The organism is Kitasatospora sp. NPDC091207 (assembly GCF_044768625.1).
Classification (GTDB): Bacteria; Actinomycetota; Actinomycetes; order Streptomycetales; family Streptomycetaceae; genus Kitasatospora.
In genome coordinates, this window is record NZ_JBIVVS010000006.1 from 74,367 (window position 1) to 91,016 (window position 16,650).

Annotated in this window: 17 protein-coding genes, 1 pseudogene and 1 riboswitch; of the genes and pseudogenes, 5 read left to right on the top strand and 13 right to left on the bottom strand. The window is 74.8% G+C overall.

What is annotated here, in order from left to right; genetic code table 11:
- Position 1 precedes the first annotated feature (1 nt).
- Both efp and ACIQTO_RS13435 read right to left on the bottom strand, forming a co-directional pair.
- Positions 2 to 565, bottom strand: a complete 564-nt coding sequence (gene efp, locus ACIQTO_RS13430; RefSeq protein WP_402387189.1) for an elongation factor P — start codon at positions 563 to 565, stop codon at positions 2 to 4.
- Between the two features lie 83 nt (positions 566 to 648).
- A complete protein-coding gene (locus ACIQTO_RS13435; RefSeq protein ID WP_402387192.1) occupies positions 649 to 1,755 on the bottom strand; it encodes a M24 family metallopeptidase in 1,107 nt (368 codons plus the stop codon).
- 345 nt (positions 1,756 to 2,100) lie between these two features.
- Between ACIQTO_RS13435 and rpmG the strand changes: the two genes are divergently transcribed.
- The gene (gene rpmG, locus ACIQTO_RS13440; RefSeq protein ID WP_402387195.1) at positions 2,101 to 2,265 is read left to right on the top strand and encodes a 50S ribosomal protein L33; all 165 of its coding nucleotides are present in this window, start codon (positions 2,101 to 2,103) and stop codon (positions 2,263 to 2,265) included.
- A gap of 68 nt (positions 2,266 to 2,333) precedes the next feature.
- On the top strand, positions 2,334 to 2,585 hold the full coding sequence (locus ACIQTO_RS13445) for a type B 50S ribosomal protein L31 (protein ID WP_402387198.1): 252 nt from the start codon (positions 2,334 to 2,336) through the stop codon (positions 2,583 to 2,585).
- A 75-nt stretch (positions 2,586 to 2,660) separates the two neighbouring features.
- Here the strand turns inward: ACIQTO_RS13445 and ACIQTO_RS13450 are convergent, their stop codons facing one another.
- Positions 2,661 to 3,830, bottom strand: a complete 1,170-nt coding sequence (locus ACIQTO_RS13450; RefSeq protein ID WP_402387201.1) for a HoxN/HupN/NixA family nickel/cobalt transporter — start codon at positions 3,828 to 3,830, stop codon at positions 2,661 to 2,663.
- Between the two features lie 32 nt (positions 3,831 to 3,862).
- Positions 3,863 to 4,056, bottom strand: a riboswitch (cobalamin riboswitch).
- 82 nt (positions 4,057 to 4,138) lie between these two features.
- Here ACIQTO_RS13450 and ACIQTO_RS13455 point away from each other — a divergent pair.
- Positions 4,139 to 4,480, top strand: a pseudogene (locus ACIQTO_RS13455) (ArsR/SmtB family transcription factor); the annotation flags it as partial.
- Positions 4,481 to 4,682: 202 nt separating this feature from the next.
- Entirely contained in the window at positions 4,683 to 6,371 is a 1,689-nt protein-coding gene (locus ACIQTO_RS13460; protein ID WP_402387204.1) for a hypothetical protein, read from the top strand.
- A gap of 64 nt (positions 6,372 to 6,435) precedes the next feature.
- Here the strand turns inward: ACIQTO_RS13460 and ACIQTO_RS13465 are convergent, their stop codons facing one another.
- From ACIQTO_RS13465 to ACIQTO_RS13475, 3 genes are read right to left on the bottom strand one after another with little or no spacing between them, the layout of a single operon-like run.
- Positions 6,436 to 8,472: a hypothetical protein gene (locus ACIQTO_RS13465; RefSeq protein WP_402387207.1), complete on the bottom strand. Its 2,037-nt coding sequence runs from the start codon at positions 8,470 to 8,472 to the stop codon at positions 6,436 to 6,438.
- 53 nt (positions 8,473 to 8,525) lie between these two features.
- Positions 8,526 to 9,005 (bottom strand): SRPBCC family protein, encoded by a 480-nt coding sequence (locus ACIQTO_RS13470; protein WP_402387210.1) that lies wholly within the window; start codon positions 9,003 to 9,005, stop codon positions 8,526 to 8,528.
- Complete coding sequence (locus ACIQTO_RS13475) at positions 9,002 to 9,532, bottom strand: RNA polymerase sigma factor (RefSeq protein WP_402387213.1); 531 nt, start codon at positions 9,530 to 9,532, stop codon at positions 9,002 to 9,004. The genes ACIQTO_RS13470 and ACIQTO_RS13475 overlap by 4 nt, the downstream gene beginning before the upstream one ends.
- A gap of 137 nt (positions 9,533 to 9,669) precedes the next feature.
- Here ACIQTO_RS13475 and ACIQTO_RS13480 point away from each other — a divergent pair, with 137 nt between their 5' ends.
- A complete protein-coding gene (locus tag ACIQTO_RS13480; protein ID WP_402387216.1) occupies positions 9,670 to 10,164 on the top strand; it encodes a DUF3995 domain-containing protein in 495 nt (164 codons plus the stop codon).
- A 9-nt stretch (positions 10,165 to 10,173) separates the two neighbouring features.
- Here the strand turns inward: ACIQTO_RS13480 and ACIQTO_RS13485 are convergent, their stop codons facing one another.
- The 7 genes from ACIQTO_RS13485 to ACIQTO_RS13515 form a co-directional block, all read right to left on the bottom strand.
- Positions 10,174 to 10,983: an Fpg/Nei family DNA glycosylase gene (locus ACIQTO_RS13485; RefSeq protein WP_402387219.1), complete on the bottom strand. Its 810-nt coding sequence runs from the start codon at positions 10,981 to 10,983 to the stop codon at positions 10,174 to 10,176.
- A 126-nt stretch (positions 10,984 to 11,109) separates the two neighbouring features.
- Positions 11,110 to 12,054, bottom strand: coding sequence for an AAA family ATPase (locus tag ACIQTO_RS13490; protein ID WP_402387719.1), 945 nt, complete (start codon positions 12,052 to 12,054; stop codon positions 11,110 to 11,112).
- 143 nt (positions 12,055 to 12,197) lie between these two features.
- On the bottom strand, positions 12,198 to 12,626 hold the full coding sequence (aroQ, locus tag ACIQTO_RS13495; protein ID WP_402387722.1) for a type II 3-dehydroquinate dehydratase: 429 nt from the start codon (positions 12,624 to 12,626) through the stop codon (positions 12,198 to 12,200).
- Positions 12,627 to 12,634: 8 nt separating this feature from the next.
- On the bottom strand, positions 12,635 to 13,723 hold the full coding sequence (gene aroB / locus ACIQTO_RS13500; RefSeq protein WP_402387222.1) for a 3-dehydroquinate synthase: 1,089 nt from the start codon (positions 13,721 to 13,723) through the stop codon (positions 12,635 to 12,637).
- Entirely contained in the window at positions 13,716 to 14,237 is a 522-nt protein-coding gene (locus ACIQTO_RS13505) for a shikimate kinase (RefSeq protein ID WP_402387225.1), read from the bottom strand. Before ACIQTO_RS13505 ends, aroB begins: the two co-directional genes overlap by 8 nt.
- Positions 14,234 to 15,418 (bottom strand): chorismate synthase, encoded by a 1,185-nt coding sequence (aroC, locus tag ACIQTO_RS13510; protein WP_402387228.1) that lies wholly within the window; start codon positions 15,416 to 15,418, stop codon positions 14,234 to 14,236. Before aroC ends, ACIQTO_RS13505 begins: the two co-directional genes overlap by 4 nt.
- Before the next feature lie 384 nt (positions 15,419 to 15,802).
- Positions 15,803 to 16,633 (bottom strand): shikimate dehydrogenase, encoded by an 831-nt coding sequence (locus tag ACIQTO_RS13515; protein ID WP_402387231.1) that lies wholly within the window; start codon positions 16,631 to 16,633, stop codon positions 15,803 to 15,805.
- Positions 16,634 to 16,650: the final 17 nt, after the last annotated feature.

A 16,650-nucleotide genomic window follows, 5' to 3' on the forward strand; every position in this document is an offset into this window, starting at 1 on the left:
CTTACTTCACCCGGCCGAGGTAGCCGCCGTCGCGGGTGTCGACCTTGATCTTCTCGCCGGTCACGATGAACAGCGGCACGGCGATCTCGGCACCGGTCTCCAGGGTGGCCGGCTTGGAGCCACCGGTGGAGCGGTCGCCCTGGACGCCCGGCTCGGTGTGGGAGATGGTCAGCTCGACCGAGGCCGGGAGCTCGATGTACAGGGGGGCGCCCTCGTACATGGCGACCAGGGCCTCGAAGCCCTCCAGCAGGTACTTCGCGGCGTCGCCGACGACGGCGGGCTCGATCGTGGTCTGGTCGTAGGTGTCCGTGTCCATGAACACGAAGTTCTCGCCGTCCTTGTACGAGAACTGCATGCCACGCTTGTCGACGTTGGCGGTCTCGACCTTGGTGCCGGCGTTGAAGGTCTTGTCGACGACCTTGCCCGTCAGGACCTCCTTGAGCTTGGTGCGCACGAAGGCCGGGCCCTTACCGGGCTTGACGTGCTGGAACTCGACGACGGACCAGAGCTTGCCGCCCTCCAGCTTGAGAACCATGCCGTTCTTGAGATCGTTCGTGGAAGCCACGGGCGCACTTACTCCTGGATATAGCTGTCAAGGAACCAAGGGACGCGTCCTGCCGCCCGCGGCCGCCTCCGGGCGGTCACGGATCACAGGGCGAGGAGCTCCTTGGTGGTGATGGTGAGCAGCTCGGGCCCGCCCTCTTCGAGGGGGCGCACCACGAGCGTGTCCTCGATCCGGACACCGCCCCGGCCCGGGAGGTGAACCCCTGGACCGACGGTGACCGGCACGCGGCTGTCCAGTTTACCCATGTCCGACGGCCCGAGGCGCGGGGCCTCCCGGATCTCCAGCCCGATGCCGTGCCCGACGGGGTGCGGCGAGCTCTCGGTGTGCCCGGCCGCGTGGAGGATCTCCCGGGCGGCCTGGTCGGGCACGTACTGCTCGACGCCCGGACCGAGCGCCTCCCGCCCGGCCCGCTGGGCCCGGAACACCAGCCGGTGCAGCTCCACCTGCCAGGGCGCGGGGGCCGCGCCGATCACGAAGGTCCGGGCGGTGGAGACGCCGTACCCCCGGTACTGCGCGCCGAGGACGACGGTGAGGAAGTCGCCCTCCTCCACCCGCCGGTCGGTGGGCTGGTGGGCCTGCTGACCGGAGTGGCTGCCGGTGCCGACCGAGACCGGGAAGGCCGCCCGGTCCGCGCCGTGGTCGATCATCCGGCGTTCCAGTTCCATCGCCAGGTGCCGCTCGGTGCGGCCCACCAGGATCGACTCCAGCAGTTCGCCGAGCGCCTGGTCGGCGATCTCGGCCGCGATCCGCAGGTCGGCGATCTCGTGCTCGTCCTTGACCACCCGCAGCCGCTCGACCGCCCGGCCGAGATCGGCCAGCCGGACGCCCTCGGCCAGGCCCGCCACCGCCCGGTGCCGGGTGACGGTCAGGTCGTGCTCCTCCACCGCGAGGTCGCCGACCCGGAGCCGGGCCGCGGCCGCGGCGCCGGCCAGCGCGGTGTCCGCCCCCGCCGCCACCGGTACCCGGGTGACGTCCTCGGCGATCAGGTGCTCACCGGTGTCGTCCGGCGGCAGGTCGTCCGGCAGCGCCAGCAGGACCTGCTCCCGGGTCAGCAGCAGCGTCGCGCCGCACGGCGGGCACCCGGTCAGGTACCGCACGTTCGCCGCCCGGGTGATCAGCGCCGCATCGGCCCCGGTCGCACTGCAGTGCACCCTCAGACGCTCCCGCCGGCCCGCGTACGCATCAGACATGCGTCGAGCCTACGGAGCCGCACCACGATCCGCCCGCCGAGCGGATCCGACCGGGCCCCGGACCGGGCAGCCGGGCCGGTGGCGGGCGGACGGGCATGGCCGGGCGGCCTCCCCGGACGGGCGGTCGGAGCGGGCCCGGCCGTCGTGAGCCCCGGCGTGTGCGCGGTCGCGCGCGGCCGACGGCAGTACCTCCGACGGCCCGCGGCCGAGCCGGGCCCGACGGCCCGGGAATGGGCCGGGCGGCGGCCGCGTTGGACCACACGAAAACGACTTCCATTTCGGTGTCCGGCCTCGACCGGGCGCCGGGGCGGCCCCGCCGGGCCGCCCGGACCAGGAGGAGGACCCATGGCCAGCAGCGAACTGCGCCCCGTCGTGAGGCTCAGGTCCACGGCCGGAACGGGCTTCACGTACGTGACCCGCAAGAACCGCCGCAACGACCCGGACCGGCTGGTGCTGCGCAAGTTCGACCCGGCCGCGCGCCGGCACGTCGACTTCCGCGAGGAGCGCTGACCCCGGCCCGCACCGGCCCGCACCCCGACTCCCCCGCCCCACCCTCCGACCCGAGAGGAGCCCCGCTGATGAAGCCCGGCATCCACCCCTCCTACCGCCCGGTCGTCTTCCGCGACACGGCCGGCGGCCTGACCTTCCTGACCCGCTCCACCCTGACCGGCGACCGGACGATCACCCGGGAGGACGGCACCACCCGTCCGGTGGTCGACGTCGAGATCTCCGCGGCGAGCCACCCCTTCTACACCGGCCGGTCCCGCGTCCTGGACACCGCCGGCCGCGTCGAGCGCTTCCACCAGCGCTACGGCACGCGGCACGGCTGATCCGGCGGACAGCCGGAGGCGGCGCCCACCCGATCCGCTCGGGTGGGCGCCGCCTCGCGCGTCGAGGACGCCCGGCTACGTGGCGAGGTCGGCGGCGTCCTCGGCCGCCGCCCCCTGGGCGGGCACGTCACCCGCGGGCAGCGTGGACCGCGGACTCCAGCGCCGCTCGACACCGGCCAGCCGCCAGTAGGCGATCGCCGCTGCCCAGACCACCACGAACAGCCCGACGATGACGTAGCCGACGTTGTCCAGCGAGAGGTCGGCGATCCAGCCGCTCACCGGGTCGGTGAGGTCCAGCTTCTCGTGCAGCACCCCGACCAGCTCGATGGTGCCGATGATGAAGGCCACCGCGATCGACAGCCCAGTGATGGTCAGGTTGTAGTACACCTTGCGCACCGGATTGGAGAACGCCCACTGGTACGCGAAGTTCATGAACGTCCCGTCCAGCGTGTCGAACAGGCTCATCCCCGCCGCGAACAGCAGCGGCAGGCAGACGATCGCGTACCAGGGCAGCCCGGAGGCCGCGCCGGAGCCGGCCATCACCATCAGCGTCACCTCGGTCGCGGTGTCGAAGCCGAGGCCGAGCACCATCCCCACCGGGAACATCTGGCCGGGCCGGGTGATCGAGCGGGTCGCCCGGTTCAGCACCCGGGCCAGCAGGCCGCGCGCGTTGAGGTGCTCCTCCAGCTCCGCCTCGTCGAAGCGGCCCTCGCGCATCGACCGGAACACCTTCAGGATGCCGAACAGGGCGGCCAGGTTGAGCGCGCCGATCAGGTACAGGAAGGCACCGGACGCCGAGGTGCCCACCACGCCCAGCCACTGGTGGGTGGGGGACTCGTCGTCCATCAGCGTGTTGGCCAGCTGGGCGCCGCCCGCCACCAGGGCGGCCATCAGGACCACCATCGAGGAGTGCCCGAGGGCGAACCAGAAGCCCACCGAGACGGGCCGCTTGCCGTCCGCCATCAGCTTGCGGGTGGTGTTGTCGATCACCGCGATGTGGTCGGCGTCGAAGGCGTGCCGCATGCCGAGGGTGTAGGCGGTGATCCCCAGGCCCACCCCGAAGACCTGCGTACCGACCGCGTAGCCCTCGGGTGCCACCAGGAAGAAGAGCGTCCCGAACGCCACCACGTGCATGGCCAGGATCACCCCCATCAACCCGGCCGTACGGATGGTGTCCTCACGCTTCCAGCGGAAGGCGGGCAAGGCGGACGGCGCCGCGGGGGCGGCGGTTTCGGGCAGGTTCATCGTGGGATCACGCTCCAGCACCTCGTGGAAAGTCGTTCGTGAGATGCCGTGGCCGGTCTCCTGGCTTACGGGGCTCCCGTGCCCGCCTTCCCGGGTGCGCGAGGCACCCAGTGGCGTCGTGGGCACGGACGACTCCCCCGATCACAGTGGCGAGGGCCGCTCCGGACTCCGGACTCCTGAGAGTCCGTCACCGGTCTTCCCGAACACCACGGCGGGCAACACCGTAGGGTCCCCCGCCACACCCTTGCAAGGCTGCGCACCTACGCAGGTGTCCGGAATCACAGCCCCGGGGCTGCGAGAATGTCCGCATGCATCTCGTACCGGCCGACCGCGCGGGCCACCGCACCATCGACGGGCACCGGGTCTGCGAGGCCATCGCCGCGATCGGCGACACCGGGCACGTCCGGTCCTGGGCCGAGCGGTTCTCGTTGCTCGCCGACCCCGGGCGGCTCGCCCTGCTGCTCGCCCTGCACCGGGCCGGCCCGCTCGCCGTCACCGACCTGGCGGTCGCCACCGGGATGCGCGACCCGGCCGTCTCGCAGGCACTGCGGCTGCTGCGCACGGCGGGCGTGGTCACCGGCGACAAGGACGGGCGGGTGGTGCGCTACCGGCTTCTGGACGAGGCGATGCGCCCCCTGCTGGACGCGTGCGCCGCCGCCGAGCACCACGAACCGGCCGGCTCGCCCGAGCACCACGAGCCCGCCGGCTCGCCCGGGCACCACGAGCCCACCGCCGCACCCGGGCACCACGAACCGGCCCCCGTGGCCGGGCCCCACGAGCCCACCACCGCGGCCGGCTGACCCACCGTCCGGCCACCGCCCCGGCGCACGCCCGGATGAGTACGATCATCGCGTGCTGATCCGCCGCAGGCCCCGGGGCCGGGCCTGGCCCGACGACGACCGCTGGAACACCCGGCCGGTCGAGGCACGCGTCCTCGCGGTCGTCCGCACCCTCACGTCCGCCACCCGCGTCCTCGACGCGCTCACCCTGCTCCGCGACCGCGACAGCGTCCGCTTCTACCTCACCGTCAACCCCGGCTCGGCCTTCACCGCCGGACTGGACGCGTTCCTGCGCGGCCTGCCCGGGTTCACCCTCCTGGACTGGCGGGAGGCCACCCGGCACCGCTTCGACCTCGCCGTCGCCTGTGCCGTCCACTCCTCGATGGGCCGGCTGGACGCCCCGCTGATCGTCCTGCCGCACGGAGCCGGCTACAACCGCCTGGTGTCCCAGTCCACCGGGGACACCGTCACCCCCGCCGGCCTCTCCCGCCGCGAACTGACCCACCGCGGGCGGGTGTTCGTCGAGGTCCTGGGCCTCTCGCACGAGGAACAGCTGGACCGGCTGCGGATCTCCTGCCCCGAGGCCCTGCCGCGCGCACGGGTGGTCGGTGACCCGTGCTTCGACCGGATGCTGAACAGCCTCGACGCCCGGGACGGCTACCGGGCCGCGCTCGGCGCCGTGGACGGCCGCCGGCTGGTCGTGGTCAACTCCACCTGGAGCGAGCACTCCCTGTTCGGCCGCCACCCCCGGCTGCCGCTGCGGCTGGTCGACCGGCTCCCCGCCGACGAGTACACGGTGGCCGTCGTCCTGCACCCCAACATCTGGGCCCGGCACGATCCGCGGGCCCTGCTCGCCGCCGCCGAACGCTCCGGGCTCCGGCTCGTCCCGCCGCACCAGGGCTGGCAGGCCGCGCTGGTCGCCGCCGACTGCCTGATCGGCGACCACGGCTCGGTCTCCTTCTACGGCGCCGCGCTGGAACGCCACACCCTGCTGGTCGCCACCGGCGCCGACGAGCTCGACCCGCGCTCCCCCAGCTACGCCTTCGGCCAGGCCGCGCCGCCGCTCGACCCGGACGGCGATCTGCTGGCCCAGCTCGAACAGGCCGTGGCCGAACACGATCCGGCGGCCCTGCGACCGCTCACCGACCGCTCGCTCGGCGCGCGCGGGCAGTCGGCCCGCCTACTGCGCCCGCTGCTCTACTCCTACCTGCCACGGCTGGACGAACCGGCCGGCGAACCCCGTCTGCCGCCCTACCCCGAACCGCGCCTGCTGCCGGGCACCACCCGCGGCCCGTCGGCGTACGACGCCGAGGGGACGGTCTCGGGCACCGAGGTCGCCCTGCGGCGCTACCCCGTCGGGCCGGACCACGGGCCCGCCCGCGGCATCTACGCGGTCGCCGCCGAAGAGCACCGGCTCGAACTGCGCGACGTCGCCGAGGTGCTGGCCCGTACCGAGGTCCGGGCCGAACTGCCCGCCGAACGCTGGCTGGCCGATGCCTTCCGCTCCCCCGGGCTCGGCCTGGCGGTGGCCGCCCTCGGCAAGAGCCGCCACCTGCTGCGGCTGCCCGCCGGCCTGCTGCTGGAGGCCCGAGCCGAGCGGCCGTGGGGGGCACCGAAGCCTCTGCTCGACCCGCTGCTGCTCGGCGCGGCCGTGGCCCTCTGGCTCCAGCACGGCGGTGACCCGGCGGCCCTGCCGCAGAGCGGGCTCACCGTCCGCACGGGCGAGCGCCGCGTCCGGGTCACGTTCACCGCCCGGCCGTGACGGCGCTCGGCGGCCCCGGACCGGGCCCGTCACCGCCCGGCCGTGACGGCGCTCGGCGGCCCGTCTACGCCTCGCGCCCGCCGAGGACGCCGGCCCGCCCGCGCAACTCCCGCAGCCGGGCCCGCGCACCCGCGGCCAGCGCCCGGTCGCCCAGTTCCTCCGCCAGTTCGGCGAGCAGCTCGCGAGCCTCGGCCTCCTTGACCAGCTCGTCCCGCGCGGCGGCCCGGTCCGCCGCCGAGGTGACCAGCCGCACGGCTTCGGCCGGCTGCCCCAGCGCCCGGTGCGCACGCCCCTGGACGAGCGGCAGCTTCACCAGCATCGAGCGGTCCCGCGTCCGCTCGGCCAGGTCGGTCGCCTCGGCCAGGACGGCCAGCGCCGCCTCCGCGCGACCCGCCGCGACCAGGGCCCGGCCCAGCTGGTAGCTCTGCACCACCACACCGTGCGGGTCCCCCGCGTTGGCCTCCCGGGCCCGGGTGAACAGCTCCACCGCCCGCTCCGGCCGCCCGTCGGCCAGGCAGAGCAGTGCCTCGGTCTCGACCAGCACACCGGCCAGTCGCGGGTCGTCCACCAGCGGCAGCAGCTCGGCCGCGGCGGCCAGTTGCTCGGCCGCCGCCGGGTACCGCCCCAGCTCGTAGTGGGCCCGGGCCAGCTGGTTGCGCATTCGGATCCCGGCGTCCGGGCGGTTGTCCCACTGCGCCGCCTCGACGCCCAGGAGATGGGAGGCGATCCAGTCGCCGTAGTGCTTCCGGCCGTGGTACAGCGGCCAGAGCGACTCGCAGAGCCGCCAGACCTCACCGTGCCAGCCCTGCTCGGCGGCCGCCGTCAGGACCGCCAGCAGATCGGCCCGCTCGACCTGCAGCCAGGCCATCGCCCCGACCGGGTCGGCGAAGCCGGGCACCGACGGCTCCGGGGGCTCCTGCAGCCGCATCCGGTCACCGAGCGCCCGGTCGGCCGCCGCCGCCCGGCCCCGGTAGTGGGCCACGATCCGCCGCAGCAGCTCCTCCCGCCCGGGGTCGGCCCGCGCGTGCCGCCGGGCGTGCAACCGCACCAGGTCATGGGTGCGGTACCGCTCCGCCGGGTCCGCGGTCTCGTCCACCACCGGGCGCAGCAGATGGGCCCGCACCAGCTCGCCCAGGGCCTCGCCGGCCCGCTCGACACCGGCGGCCTCGGCCAGCTCGGGCGTGAGGTGCCAGCCCGGGTGCAGCCCCAGCAGGTGGTAGAGCCGGCGGGTGTGCGCGGGGAAGTGCGCGTACACGGCCTCGAACGGTTCGATCACGGAGCCCTCCCGGTGCTCGATCGCCGCCAGCCGGCCGGCCTCGTCCGCCAGTTCGGTCACCACCCGCTCCACCGGCAGTCCGCTGCGGGTGATCAGCTCGGACCCGACCGCCTGGAGTGCCAGCGGCAGTCCGCCGCAGAGCCGCACCAGGTCGTGGAGCTGGTCGTCGGTGCCGCGCCCCGGGCCCAGCCAGCTGCGGACCAGCTCCGAGCCGGCCTCCGGCCGCAGCGGCTCGACGTCGAGCAGGGTCGCGCCCACCATCGCCAGACCCGGCAGCCGCGCCCGACCGGTGACCACGACCAGCCCGGCCGTCGGGAGCAACGTCCTGACCTCCGAGGCGTGTTCGACGTTGTCGAGGAAGACCAGCAGCCCGCCCGCCGAGGTGACCGTCCGGAACAGCGCCGCGCGCTCGGGCAGCCGCTCGGGCACGAAGTCCCGGTGGACCCCGAGCGCCCGCAGGAAGCCGCCCAGCACCTCGCCCAGGTCGACGCCGCCCTGGTGGCGCACGGTGGTGAGGTCCGCGTACAACTGGCCGCCCGGGAAGCGGCGGGCGTGCTCCTCGGCCCACCGCGCGACGACCTCGGTCTTGCCGACACCACCGAGCCCGGTCAGCGCGACGACGGACGGCCGCAGCGGCTCCGCCCGCTCCAGCGCGGCGGTCAGCGCGGCGAGTTCCACGCCCCGGTTGACGAACGCGCCGCTGGACGGCCGGATCTGGCGGGGCACCCCGGCGGGCGGCGCCGGCGCCTGGACGAAGGTGTGCGCCTGCACCACGTTGCCGTACACCGTGCCCGACACGCTGTTGGTCGCCTCGTAGCCGTCCATCCGCCCGCTCCCTCCGTGCCGGCCCTCAGCCTACGGTGGATCCTGAGCCCGCATCATCCCTCCCGCACCAGCCGGGCGAACCGGCCGAGCGAGCGCCGGGCCAGCGGGTCGGTGGCGGGCCGCAGCGCGCGGCCCACCAGAGCGCCGGCCGGTGTGCGGAAGGCGCCGAGGAAGGCGAAGCGGGTGCCCTCCGCTTCCGCCCGGGCCGCCATGCCGCCGAGCAGGAACCGGCTGCGCATCAGGCACCAGCCGGGCTCCAGCTCAAGGTCGAAGCGGGCCCGCAGCCTGGTCCGGCCGACCACCAGGGCCTGCCGGCGGCCCCCCTCCCGGGGTGCGGCCAGCCGGACCTCGCGGATGTCCGGCAGCCAGCGCGGCAGCCCGCCCTCCAGGTCGGCCGCGGCCGCCCAGACCTGGTCGAACGGCGCGTCCAGCAGCGCCTCCCGGACGGCCGCGCCGGGGGTGACGGCGGCGATGACGTGCAGGCGGCGCACCGGGTCGAAACCGGCCACCGGCCAGGGGGTCTGCGCACTCACTGCTGCCACGCCTTTCGGAAACCGAGCCGGGCCCGGGACAGCCGGGACTTCACGGTGCCGGTCGCCACGCCCAGCAGTTCGGCGGTGGAACGCTCGTCCAGGCCTTCGAGGTCACGCAGCACCAGGACGGCGCGGTGCTCGGGCGTCAGCCGGGCCAGAACGTCCTCGATGTCGGTGGCGAGCTGCGGGTCGTCCGGGCGCGGCAGCTCCGACAGGTCGGCGGGGACGCAGGACGCGACCCTCCGGACGTGCCGGACGGCCTCGCGGACGGCGATCGAGCGGACCCAGCCGAACAGCGCGGCCGGCTCCCGGAGCTGGCGCAGCTTGCGGAAGACCGCGATCAGCGCCTCCTGGGTGGCGTCGGCGCCGTCGTCCAGCGCGATCGGGCCGCAGAGCCTGCGCACGTAGGGCGTGACCAGCTCCAGCAGTTCGCCCACGGCCAGCTGGTCGCCCCGCTGGGCGGCGCGGACCAGCGCGGCGACATCCGGCTCGGCCGGGGCGGCATCGGGTTCTTCGGGACCATCCACATCCGGGTGAGAGGCCCCGAACCGGCCGGACGTTCCCTCGCCCCCGCCGGTTTCGGTGTGACGCTCGCCACCGGAACGGACTGCCGCGCCGCCCACTCCTGCGGGGTGACACACCGTCGGGACCCCTGGAGGACTCCGTGAACCGCCACCGCAGCGCCGCCCTCGCCGTCGCCGTCGTGCTCGCCGCCGACGGCCTGCTGCACGTGTACTGGGCCACCGGCAGCACCTGGCCCGCACCGGACGCGGCATCGCTCTCGCGCGCGGTGCTCAACGCCGAGGTGCCGTTCACCCCGCGCGTGGTACTGCCCCTGGCCGCCCTGCTGTGCTCGGGCGCGACCGTCGTGCTCGCCCGCGGCGGGCTGCTCGACGGCGCGGCCCGGCGGCTGCCCGCCGTCGTGCTGCGCTGGGGCCCGCGCGCGGTGGCCGGCGGGCTGCTCGCGCGCGGGCTGGCCGGGCTGGTCTGGGCGAGCGGGACCGGCACCGAGCCCGGCTCGGCCTTCCACCGGCTCAACCTGGCCCTCTACACCCCGCTCTGCCTGGCCGGCGCGGCCGCCGCCCTGGCCGTGGCCCGCGGGCCGCTCACCCGCGCCACCGGACGGCGCCCGGACGCTCCGGGCGGCGGGCGCGGGTGAGCGGCCCGGCTAGGTCCGCTGGCAGGCGGGGCACCAGAACAGGTTGCGCGCGGCGTGCTGCTCCGTCCGCACGTCGGTGCCGCAGACCAGGCAGGGCAGGGCGGCCCGGCGGTAGACGTACACCTCGCCGCCGTGGTCGTCCACGCGTGGGGGCCGCCCCATCGCCTCGGGGGTGTGCTCGGGCCGGACGGTGTCGATCCGGCCGGCGCCGACGCCCTCCCGCATCAGCGCGACCAGGTCGGCCCAGACGGCCTCCCACTCGGCCCGGGTGAGGTCGCGCCCGGCCCGGTGCGGGCTGATGCCGTGGCGGAACAGCACCTCGGCGCGGTACACATTGCCGACGCCGGCCAGCACCTTCTGGTCCATCAGCAGCGCGGCGACCGTCGTCCGGCTGCCGGAGACCCGCCGCCAGGCGAGCTCCGGATCGGCGTCGGCGCGCAGCGGGTCGGGCCCGAGGCGGGCCGCGACGGCGTCCTTCTCGGCACCGGTGATCAGCGCGCAGGTGTTGGGACCGCGCAGGTCGGCGTAGGCGTCGTCGTTCTCCAGCCGCAGCCGGACCAGGCCGACCGGCACGGGCGCCGGTCCGGCGCCGAAGCTGAACCCGCCGTAGAGGCCGAGGTGGACGTGCACCCAGCCGCCGCCCTCGAAGCCCAGGAAGAGGTGTTTGCCGATCGCCTCCGCCCCGGTCAGCACCTGGCCGTCGACCAGCGCGGCGCCGTCGGCGAACCGGCCCTGCGGGCTGCCGGCCCGGACGGGTCGGCCGCCGAAGACCCTGGCGTTCTCGGCGGCGAGGCGGTGGATGATGTGGCCTTCCGGCACGGGCGTCGGCTCCCCCGGGTGGTCGAACAGGACGCGTCCATCATCGCAGCCGGCAGCGACAGGGCCCGGGGCCCGCGGCCCGGGCTCAGCGGACCGGGCGGACCGGGCGGACCGGGCGGACCGGGCTCAGCGGACCGGGATGCCCATCAGCCGGGCCAGGATCACCCGGTCCAGCTCGGCGGCGGTGGCGGCGACGTCCAGCTGGGAGTTGTCGATGATCGGCAACCCGGAGTTGTACCAGCCGGCCATCCGCCCGTGGATCCGGGCCACCTCCTCGTCGCTCAGCCGCCGGTTGCCGCTGCGCCGGGCGTTGCGGCTCAGCACGGAGTCCAGGCTGGGCAGCAGCACCACCGGGATCATCCCGGGGCCGATGTGCCGCTTCCAGCCGCCGAGGCCGATCGCCGGGCGGTCCGGGAAGACGGCGTCGTCGATGATGCAGGAGATGCCGTTGGCCAGGTAGTTGCGGCAGGCGAAGCCACAGGTGCGGCGGGCCAGCCGGTACTGCGCCTCGGAGGCGTTGTTCCAGCCGGACTGCGGGTTGGCGAACCCGGCCTGCACCCACTCGCGGACGTCGTCGAGGCTGATGTGGGCGGTGGGCGTCGGCCGGCGCTCGGCCCAGTGCCGGGCGACGGTGGTCTTGCCAGCGCCGGCCGGGCCGATCAGCAGCACGGCGAGCGGTCCGGACGGCGTGTGCGGCTGCGGCGGGTGGGCCGGGAGCTGCACGGGCGAGCCGGAGGGCAGCAGGAAGTGCCCGGTGGCCCCGGCGGGAACCGGCGCGGGCGGCGCCACCACGGGAGCCGAGGGCGGCACGGGCCGCGCCGGCGCGGGCGGCGCGGCGGGCGCCGGCGGGGTACCGGTCGGCGGCACGGCGGGACGGCCGCCGTACGGTACCCGGCCCGCGGGCTCGCGCACGGACTGGGCCACGCCGTGGCGGACGGAGTGGGACGCTGTCTGCGGTACTCCCCGGGGCGCCCCCGGAGCGGTACCGGCGGTGGCGCTGCCGGCGTACGGCGGGGCCGGCGGAGCGACGGGACGTGGGGGGACCTGTCCACCCCCGGCGTACTGCGTCACGGTCACCTCCCGACTTCTTTCAGCGGGGACACTACACGGCGGCCCCGCGGCGGGCACAGTCCGCCGGCGGGCCGCTGACGAGGGCCGGGACACCGGATCGGGCCGGCCGGGGCCGCGCCGATCCGGTGTCCCGGCCCCGCGTGTCAGCGTGCGGTGAGCTGCCCGCCGAGGGCCCGCAGGGCCAGCTCGTACGAGCCGAGGCCGAATCCGGCGATGGTGCCGGAGGCGACGGCGGCGATCACCGAGGTGTGCCGGAAGGTCTCCCGGGCGTACGGGTTGGAGATGTGCACCTCGATCAGCGGGGCGGTCCGCTGGGCGGCGGCGTCGCGCATCGCGTACGAGTAGTGGGTGAAGGCGCCCGGGTTGATCACCACGGGCACCTCGCCGTCGGCCGCCTCGTGCAGCCACTCCACCATCTGCTGCTCGGAGTTGGTCTCGTGCACCTCGACCTCGAAGCCGAGCTCCTTGCCGAGCGCGGTGCAGCGCTCGACCAGCCCGGCGTAGGAGGTGGCGCCGTAGACATCCGGCTCGCGGCTGCCGAGCCGGCCGAGGTTGGGGCCGTTGAGGACCATCACCCGGGTCACGAGGAGACCTCCGCGTAGGCGGCGGCCAGCAGCGACGGGTCGGGGCCCTCCAGCATGGAGGTCCGGCCGAGGCCGTCCAGGACGATGAAGCGCAGCAGGTCGCCGCGCGACTTCTTGTCGATCTTCATCGCGTCCACCAGCTTCGGCCAGGCGTCCGCGCGGTAGCTCAGCGGCAGGCCGACCGCGGCGAGCACGGTGCGGTGCCGGTCGGCCGTCTCGTCGTCCAACCGGCCGGCCAGGCGGCCCAGTTCGGCGGCGAAGACCATGCCGATGGAGATCGCCGCGCCGTGCCGCCACTTGTAGCGCTCGTTGCGCTCGATGGCGTGGCCGAGGGTGTGGCCGTAGTTGAGGATCTCGCGCCGGCCGGACTCCTTGAGGTCCCCGGAGACCACGTCGGCCTTGACCTGGACGGCCCGCCGGATCAGCTCGACGGTGTGCGGCCCGGACGGGGTCCTGGCACCCTCCGGGTCCGCCTCGATCAGGTCGAGGATGACCGGGTCGGCGATGAAGCCGCACTTGATGACCTCGGCCAGACCGGAGACGTAGTCGTGCCGGGGCACCGTCTCCAGGGTGTCGAGATCCGCCAGCACGCCGACCGGCGGGTGGAAGGACCCGACCATGTTCTTGCCCTCGGCGATGTTGATGCCGGTCTTGCCGCCCACCGCCGCGTCGACCATGCCGAGCAGCGTGGTGGGCATGGAGACCCAGCGCACCCCGCGCAGCCAGGTGGCCGCCACGAAGCCGGCCAGGTCGGTGGTGGTGCCGCCGCCGAGACCGACGATCACGTCACTGCGGGTGAAGCCGGTCTGGCCGAGCACCGACCAGCAGTACGCGGCGACCTCGGCGCTCTTGGCGTCCTCGGCGTTGGGCACCTGGAGGACGATCGCCTCGTAGCCCTCGCCGAGCAGGTCCTCGCGGATGGCGTCGGCGGTGGCGGCCAGCCCCTCGGGGTGGATCAGCGCGACCCGCTTGGCCCTGGTCCCGATCAGCCGGCCCAGCTCGCCGAGCAGTTGGTGTCCGATCAGCACGTCGTACGGGTCGTGGCCGGCGTTGCCGCCGACGTGAATCCTGACGATGTCACTCATGGGGGGTCTTCAGCTCCAGTGCTTCCATTACGGCGTCCGCGACCTGCCCGGGGGTACGGTCCGCGGTGTCGACGACGGCGGTGGCCACCTCCAGGTACAGGGGCCGACGCGCCTCCATCAACTCACGCCAACGCGCCCGGGGATTGACCGCGAGCAGCGGCCGCGGCGCGTCCAGCCCGACCCTGCGCACCGCGTCCGCCAGTGGTACCTCCAGGAACACCACCGGCAGATCGCGCAGCAGCGCCCGGGTCGCCTCGGCCATCACCGCGCCGCCGCCCAGCGCGAGCACGCCGTCGTGGCTCTGCGCGGCGCCGCGCACGGCGGCCGACTCCAGCTCGCGGAAGTGCGGCTCGCCCTCGTCGATGAAGATCTCCGGAATCGACTTGCCCGCCGACCGCTCGACATCGGCGTCGGTGTCCCGGAAACCGACGCCCAGGCGCTCGGCGAGGTCCCGCCCGACGGTGGACTTGCCACTGCCGGGCGGACCGACCAGCACCACCAGGGGCGCGGTCATCGGACGATCAGGTTGTCCAGGTACCCCTGGACGTTGCGACGGGTCTCGGACACGTGGTCACCGCCGAACTTCTCGCTCACCGCGTCCGCCAGCACCAGCGCCACCATCGCCTCCGCGACGATCCCCGCCGCCGGCACCGCGCACACGTCCGAACGCTGGTGGTGCGCCTTCGCCGGCTCACCCGTCCGCACGTCGAAGGTCCGCAGCGCCCGCGGCACCGTCGCGATCGGCTTCATCGCGGCCCGGACCCGCAGCAGCTCACCCGTCGACAGACCGCCCTCGGTCCCACCCGAACGACCCGACACCCGCTTCGCGCCCTCCGGCGTCGGCACGATCTCGTCATGCGCCAGCGACCCCGGCACCCGGGCCAGGTCGAAACCGTCACCGACCTCGACACCCTTGATCGCCTGGATCCCCATCAACGCCGCCGCCAGCCGCGCGTCCAACCGCCGGTCCCAGTGCACGTGCGAACCCAGACCCACCGGCACGTTGTACGCCAGCACCTCGACCACACCCCCCAGGGTGTCGCCGTCCTTGTGCGCCTGGTCGATCTCCGCCACCATCGCCTTCGACGCGTCCGCGTCCAGGCATCGCACCGGATCCGCGTCCAACCGCGCCTCGTCCGACGGCAACGGCAGCACACCCGCCGGAGCCTTCGCCGCCGCCAGCTCCACCACATGGCTGACGATCTCGATCCCGCAGGTCTCCCGCAGGTACGCCCGCGCCACCGCGCCCAACGCCACCCGGGCCGCCGTCTCCCGGGCACTCGCGCGCTCCAGGATCGGCCGCGCCTCCGCGATCGAGTACTTCTGCATCCCCGCCAGGTCCGCGTGACCGGGACGCGGCCGGGTCAGCGCCTCGTTGCGGCCCAGACCGGCCAGCACCTCGGGATCGACCGGATCGGCCGACATCACCTGCTCCCACTTCGGCCACTCGGTGTTGCCGACCATGACCGCCACCGGGCTGCCCATGGTCTCACCGTGCCGGACCCCGCCGAGGAAGGTGACCTCGTCCTGCTCGAACTTCATCCGGGCGCCGCGACCGTAGCCCAGCCGCCGACGCGCGAGCGCCTCGGCCACCACCTCGGTGGTCACCGGAACACCGGCGGGCAGGCCCTCCAGCGTCGCGACAAGTGCCGGACCGTGCGACTCCCCCGCCGTCAGCCAGCGCAACGTACCCAACGGAGCTCCTTCATCAGCGGACCGACCACGGCACAACCGCGACCCGCCCGGGCGTTCCTCTGTCTCTGAATCCTTTCATGCCGTCGGCATGCCCGGGAGCAGAGTCCGGGTGACGGACAGCAACCGGTCGTCCCTCGGACCCGGTGCACGGGGGAACCGGCCCGGTTTCCCGACCCCGGCGAGGCCGCCCCGGCGGAGCGCGACACCGCGGCAGACCGTGCCGAACCGGCACAGAACGCCGCCACGACACGGCACGCCGCCCTGGCACGACACGCCACAGTGGCACGAGCCGCCGACATGGCACGACCCGCCACTCCGGCACGGGCCGCCGACATGGCACGACCCGCCACAGTGGCACAATCTGCCACTCACGCCCCGGCCGCCTCAGCGGGCGGTGAGCGCCGCCTCACCCGCGGCCCGGATGGCCGCCAGCGGACCGGGCGTCCGACCGGTGAACCGCTCGTTCTGCAGCACCGCCTGGTGAACCAGCAGGTCCAGGCCGCCCAGCACGGCCCCGCCGCGCTCCGCGCAGGCGGCGGCCAGCGCCGTCGGCCACGGGTGGTACAGCACGTCGAACAACGCCCCGGGCGCTGCGGGCAGCCCGGCGGCGAACGCGTCCGTCGCCCCCACCGGCGTGGTGGACACGGTGAGCGGCTGCGCGAGCGCCTCGGCGCCCCGCTCCCAGTCGGCCGTCCGCACGGCCACGCCCAGGCGCTCACCGAGTTCGGCCATCTCCCGGGCCCGCTCGGCACCGCGGACGTAGACCGTCACCTCGCCGGTGCAGATTTGGGCGAGCGCCGCCAGCGCGGAGGAGGCGGTGGCCCCGGCGCCCAGCACCGCGGCACCCGCCACCTGGGTGATGCCGCGTTCGCGCAGCGCGTTGACCAGGCCGGGAATGTCGGTGTTGTCCCCGGTGCGCCGCCCGTCGGCCGTGAAGACCACCGTGTTGACGGCCTCCACCGAGCGCGCGGTCGCGCTCACCTCGTCGAGCAGCGGGATGACCGCCCGCTTCAGCGGCATGGTGAGCGACAGGCCCGCCCACTCGGACTCGTCCAGGCCGTCGAGGAAGGCGGGCAGCCCGGCCTCGTCCACCTCGAACGCGTCGTACCGCCAGCCGTCCAGCCCGAGCGCCGCGAAGGCGGCCCGGTGCAGGTGCGGCGAGAGCGAGTGGACGATCGGCGAGCCGAGGACGCCGGCCCGGTGCTTGCTGGTCACGCTGGTCTCTCCCTGGG

Coding starts and splice junctions, on each gene's coding strand:
- ACIQTO_RS13435 (WP_402387192.1), bottom strand. CDS start 1,755: ATGTCTGATGCGTACGCGGGCCGGCGGGAGCGTCTGAGGGTGCACTGC.
- rpmG (WP_402387195.1), top strand. CDS start 2,101: ATGGCCAGCAGCGAACTGCGCCCCGTCGTGAGGCTCAGGTCCACGGCC.
- ACIQTO_RS13445 (WP_402387198.1), top strand. CDS start 2,334: ATGAAGCCCGGCATCCACCCCTCCTACCGCCCGGTCGTCTTCCGCGAC.
- ACIQTO_RS13450 (WP_402387201.1), bottom strand. CDS start 3,830: ATGAACCTGCCCGAAACCGCCGCCCCCGCGGCGCCGTCCGCCTTGCCC.
- ACIQTO_RS13465 (WP_402387207.1), bottom strand. CDS start 8,472: ATGGACGGCTACGAGGCGACCAACAGCGTGTCGGGCACGGTGTACGGC.
- aroQ (WP_402387722.1), bottom strand. CDS start 12,626: ATGGTCCTCAACGGCCCCAACCTCGGCCGGCTCGGCAGCCGCGAGCCG.
- aroB (WP_402387222.1), bottom strand. CDS start 13,723: ATGAGTGACATCGTCAGGATTCACGTCGGCGGCAACGCCGGCCACGAC.
- ACIQTO_RS13505 (WP_402387225.1), bottom strand. CDS start 14,237: ATGACCGCGCCCCTGGTGGTGCTGGTCGGTCCGCCCGGCAGTGGCAAG.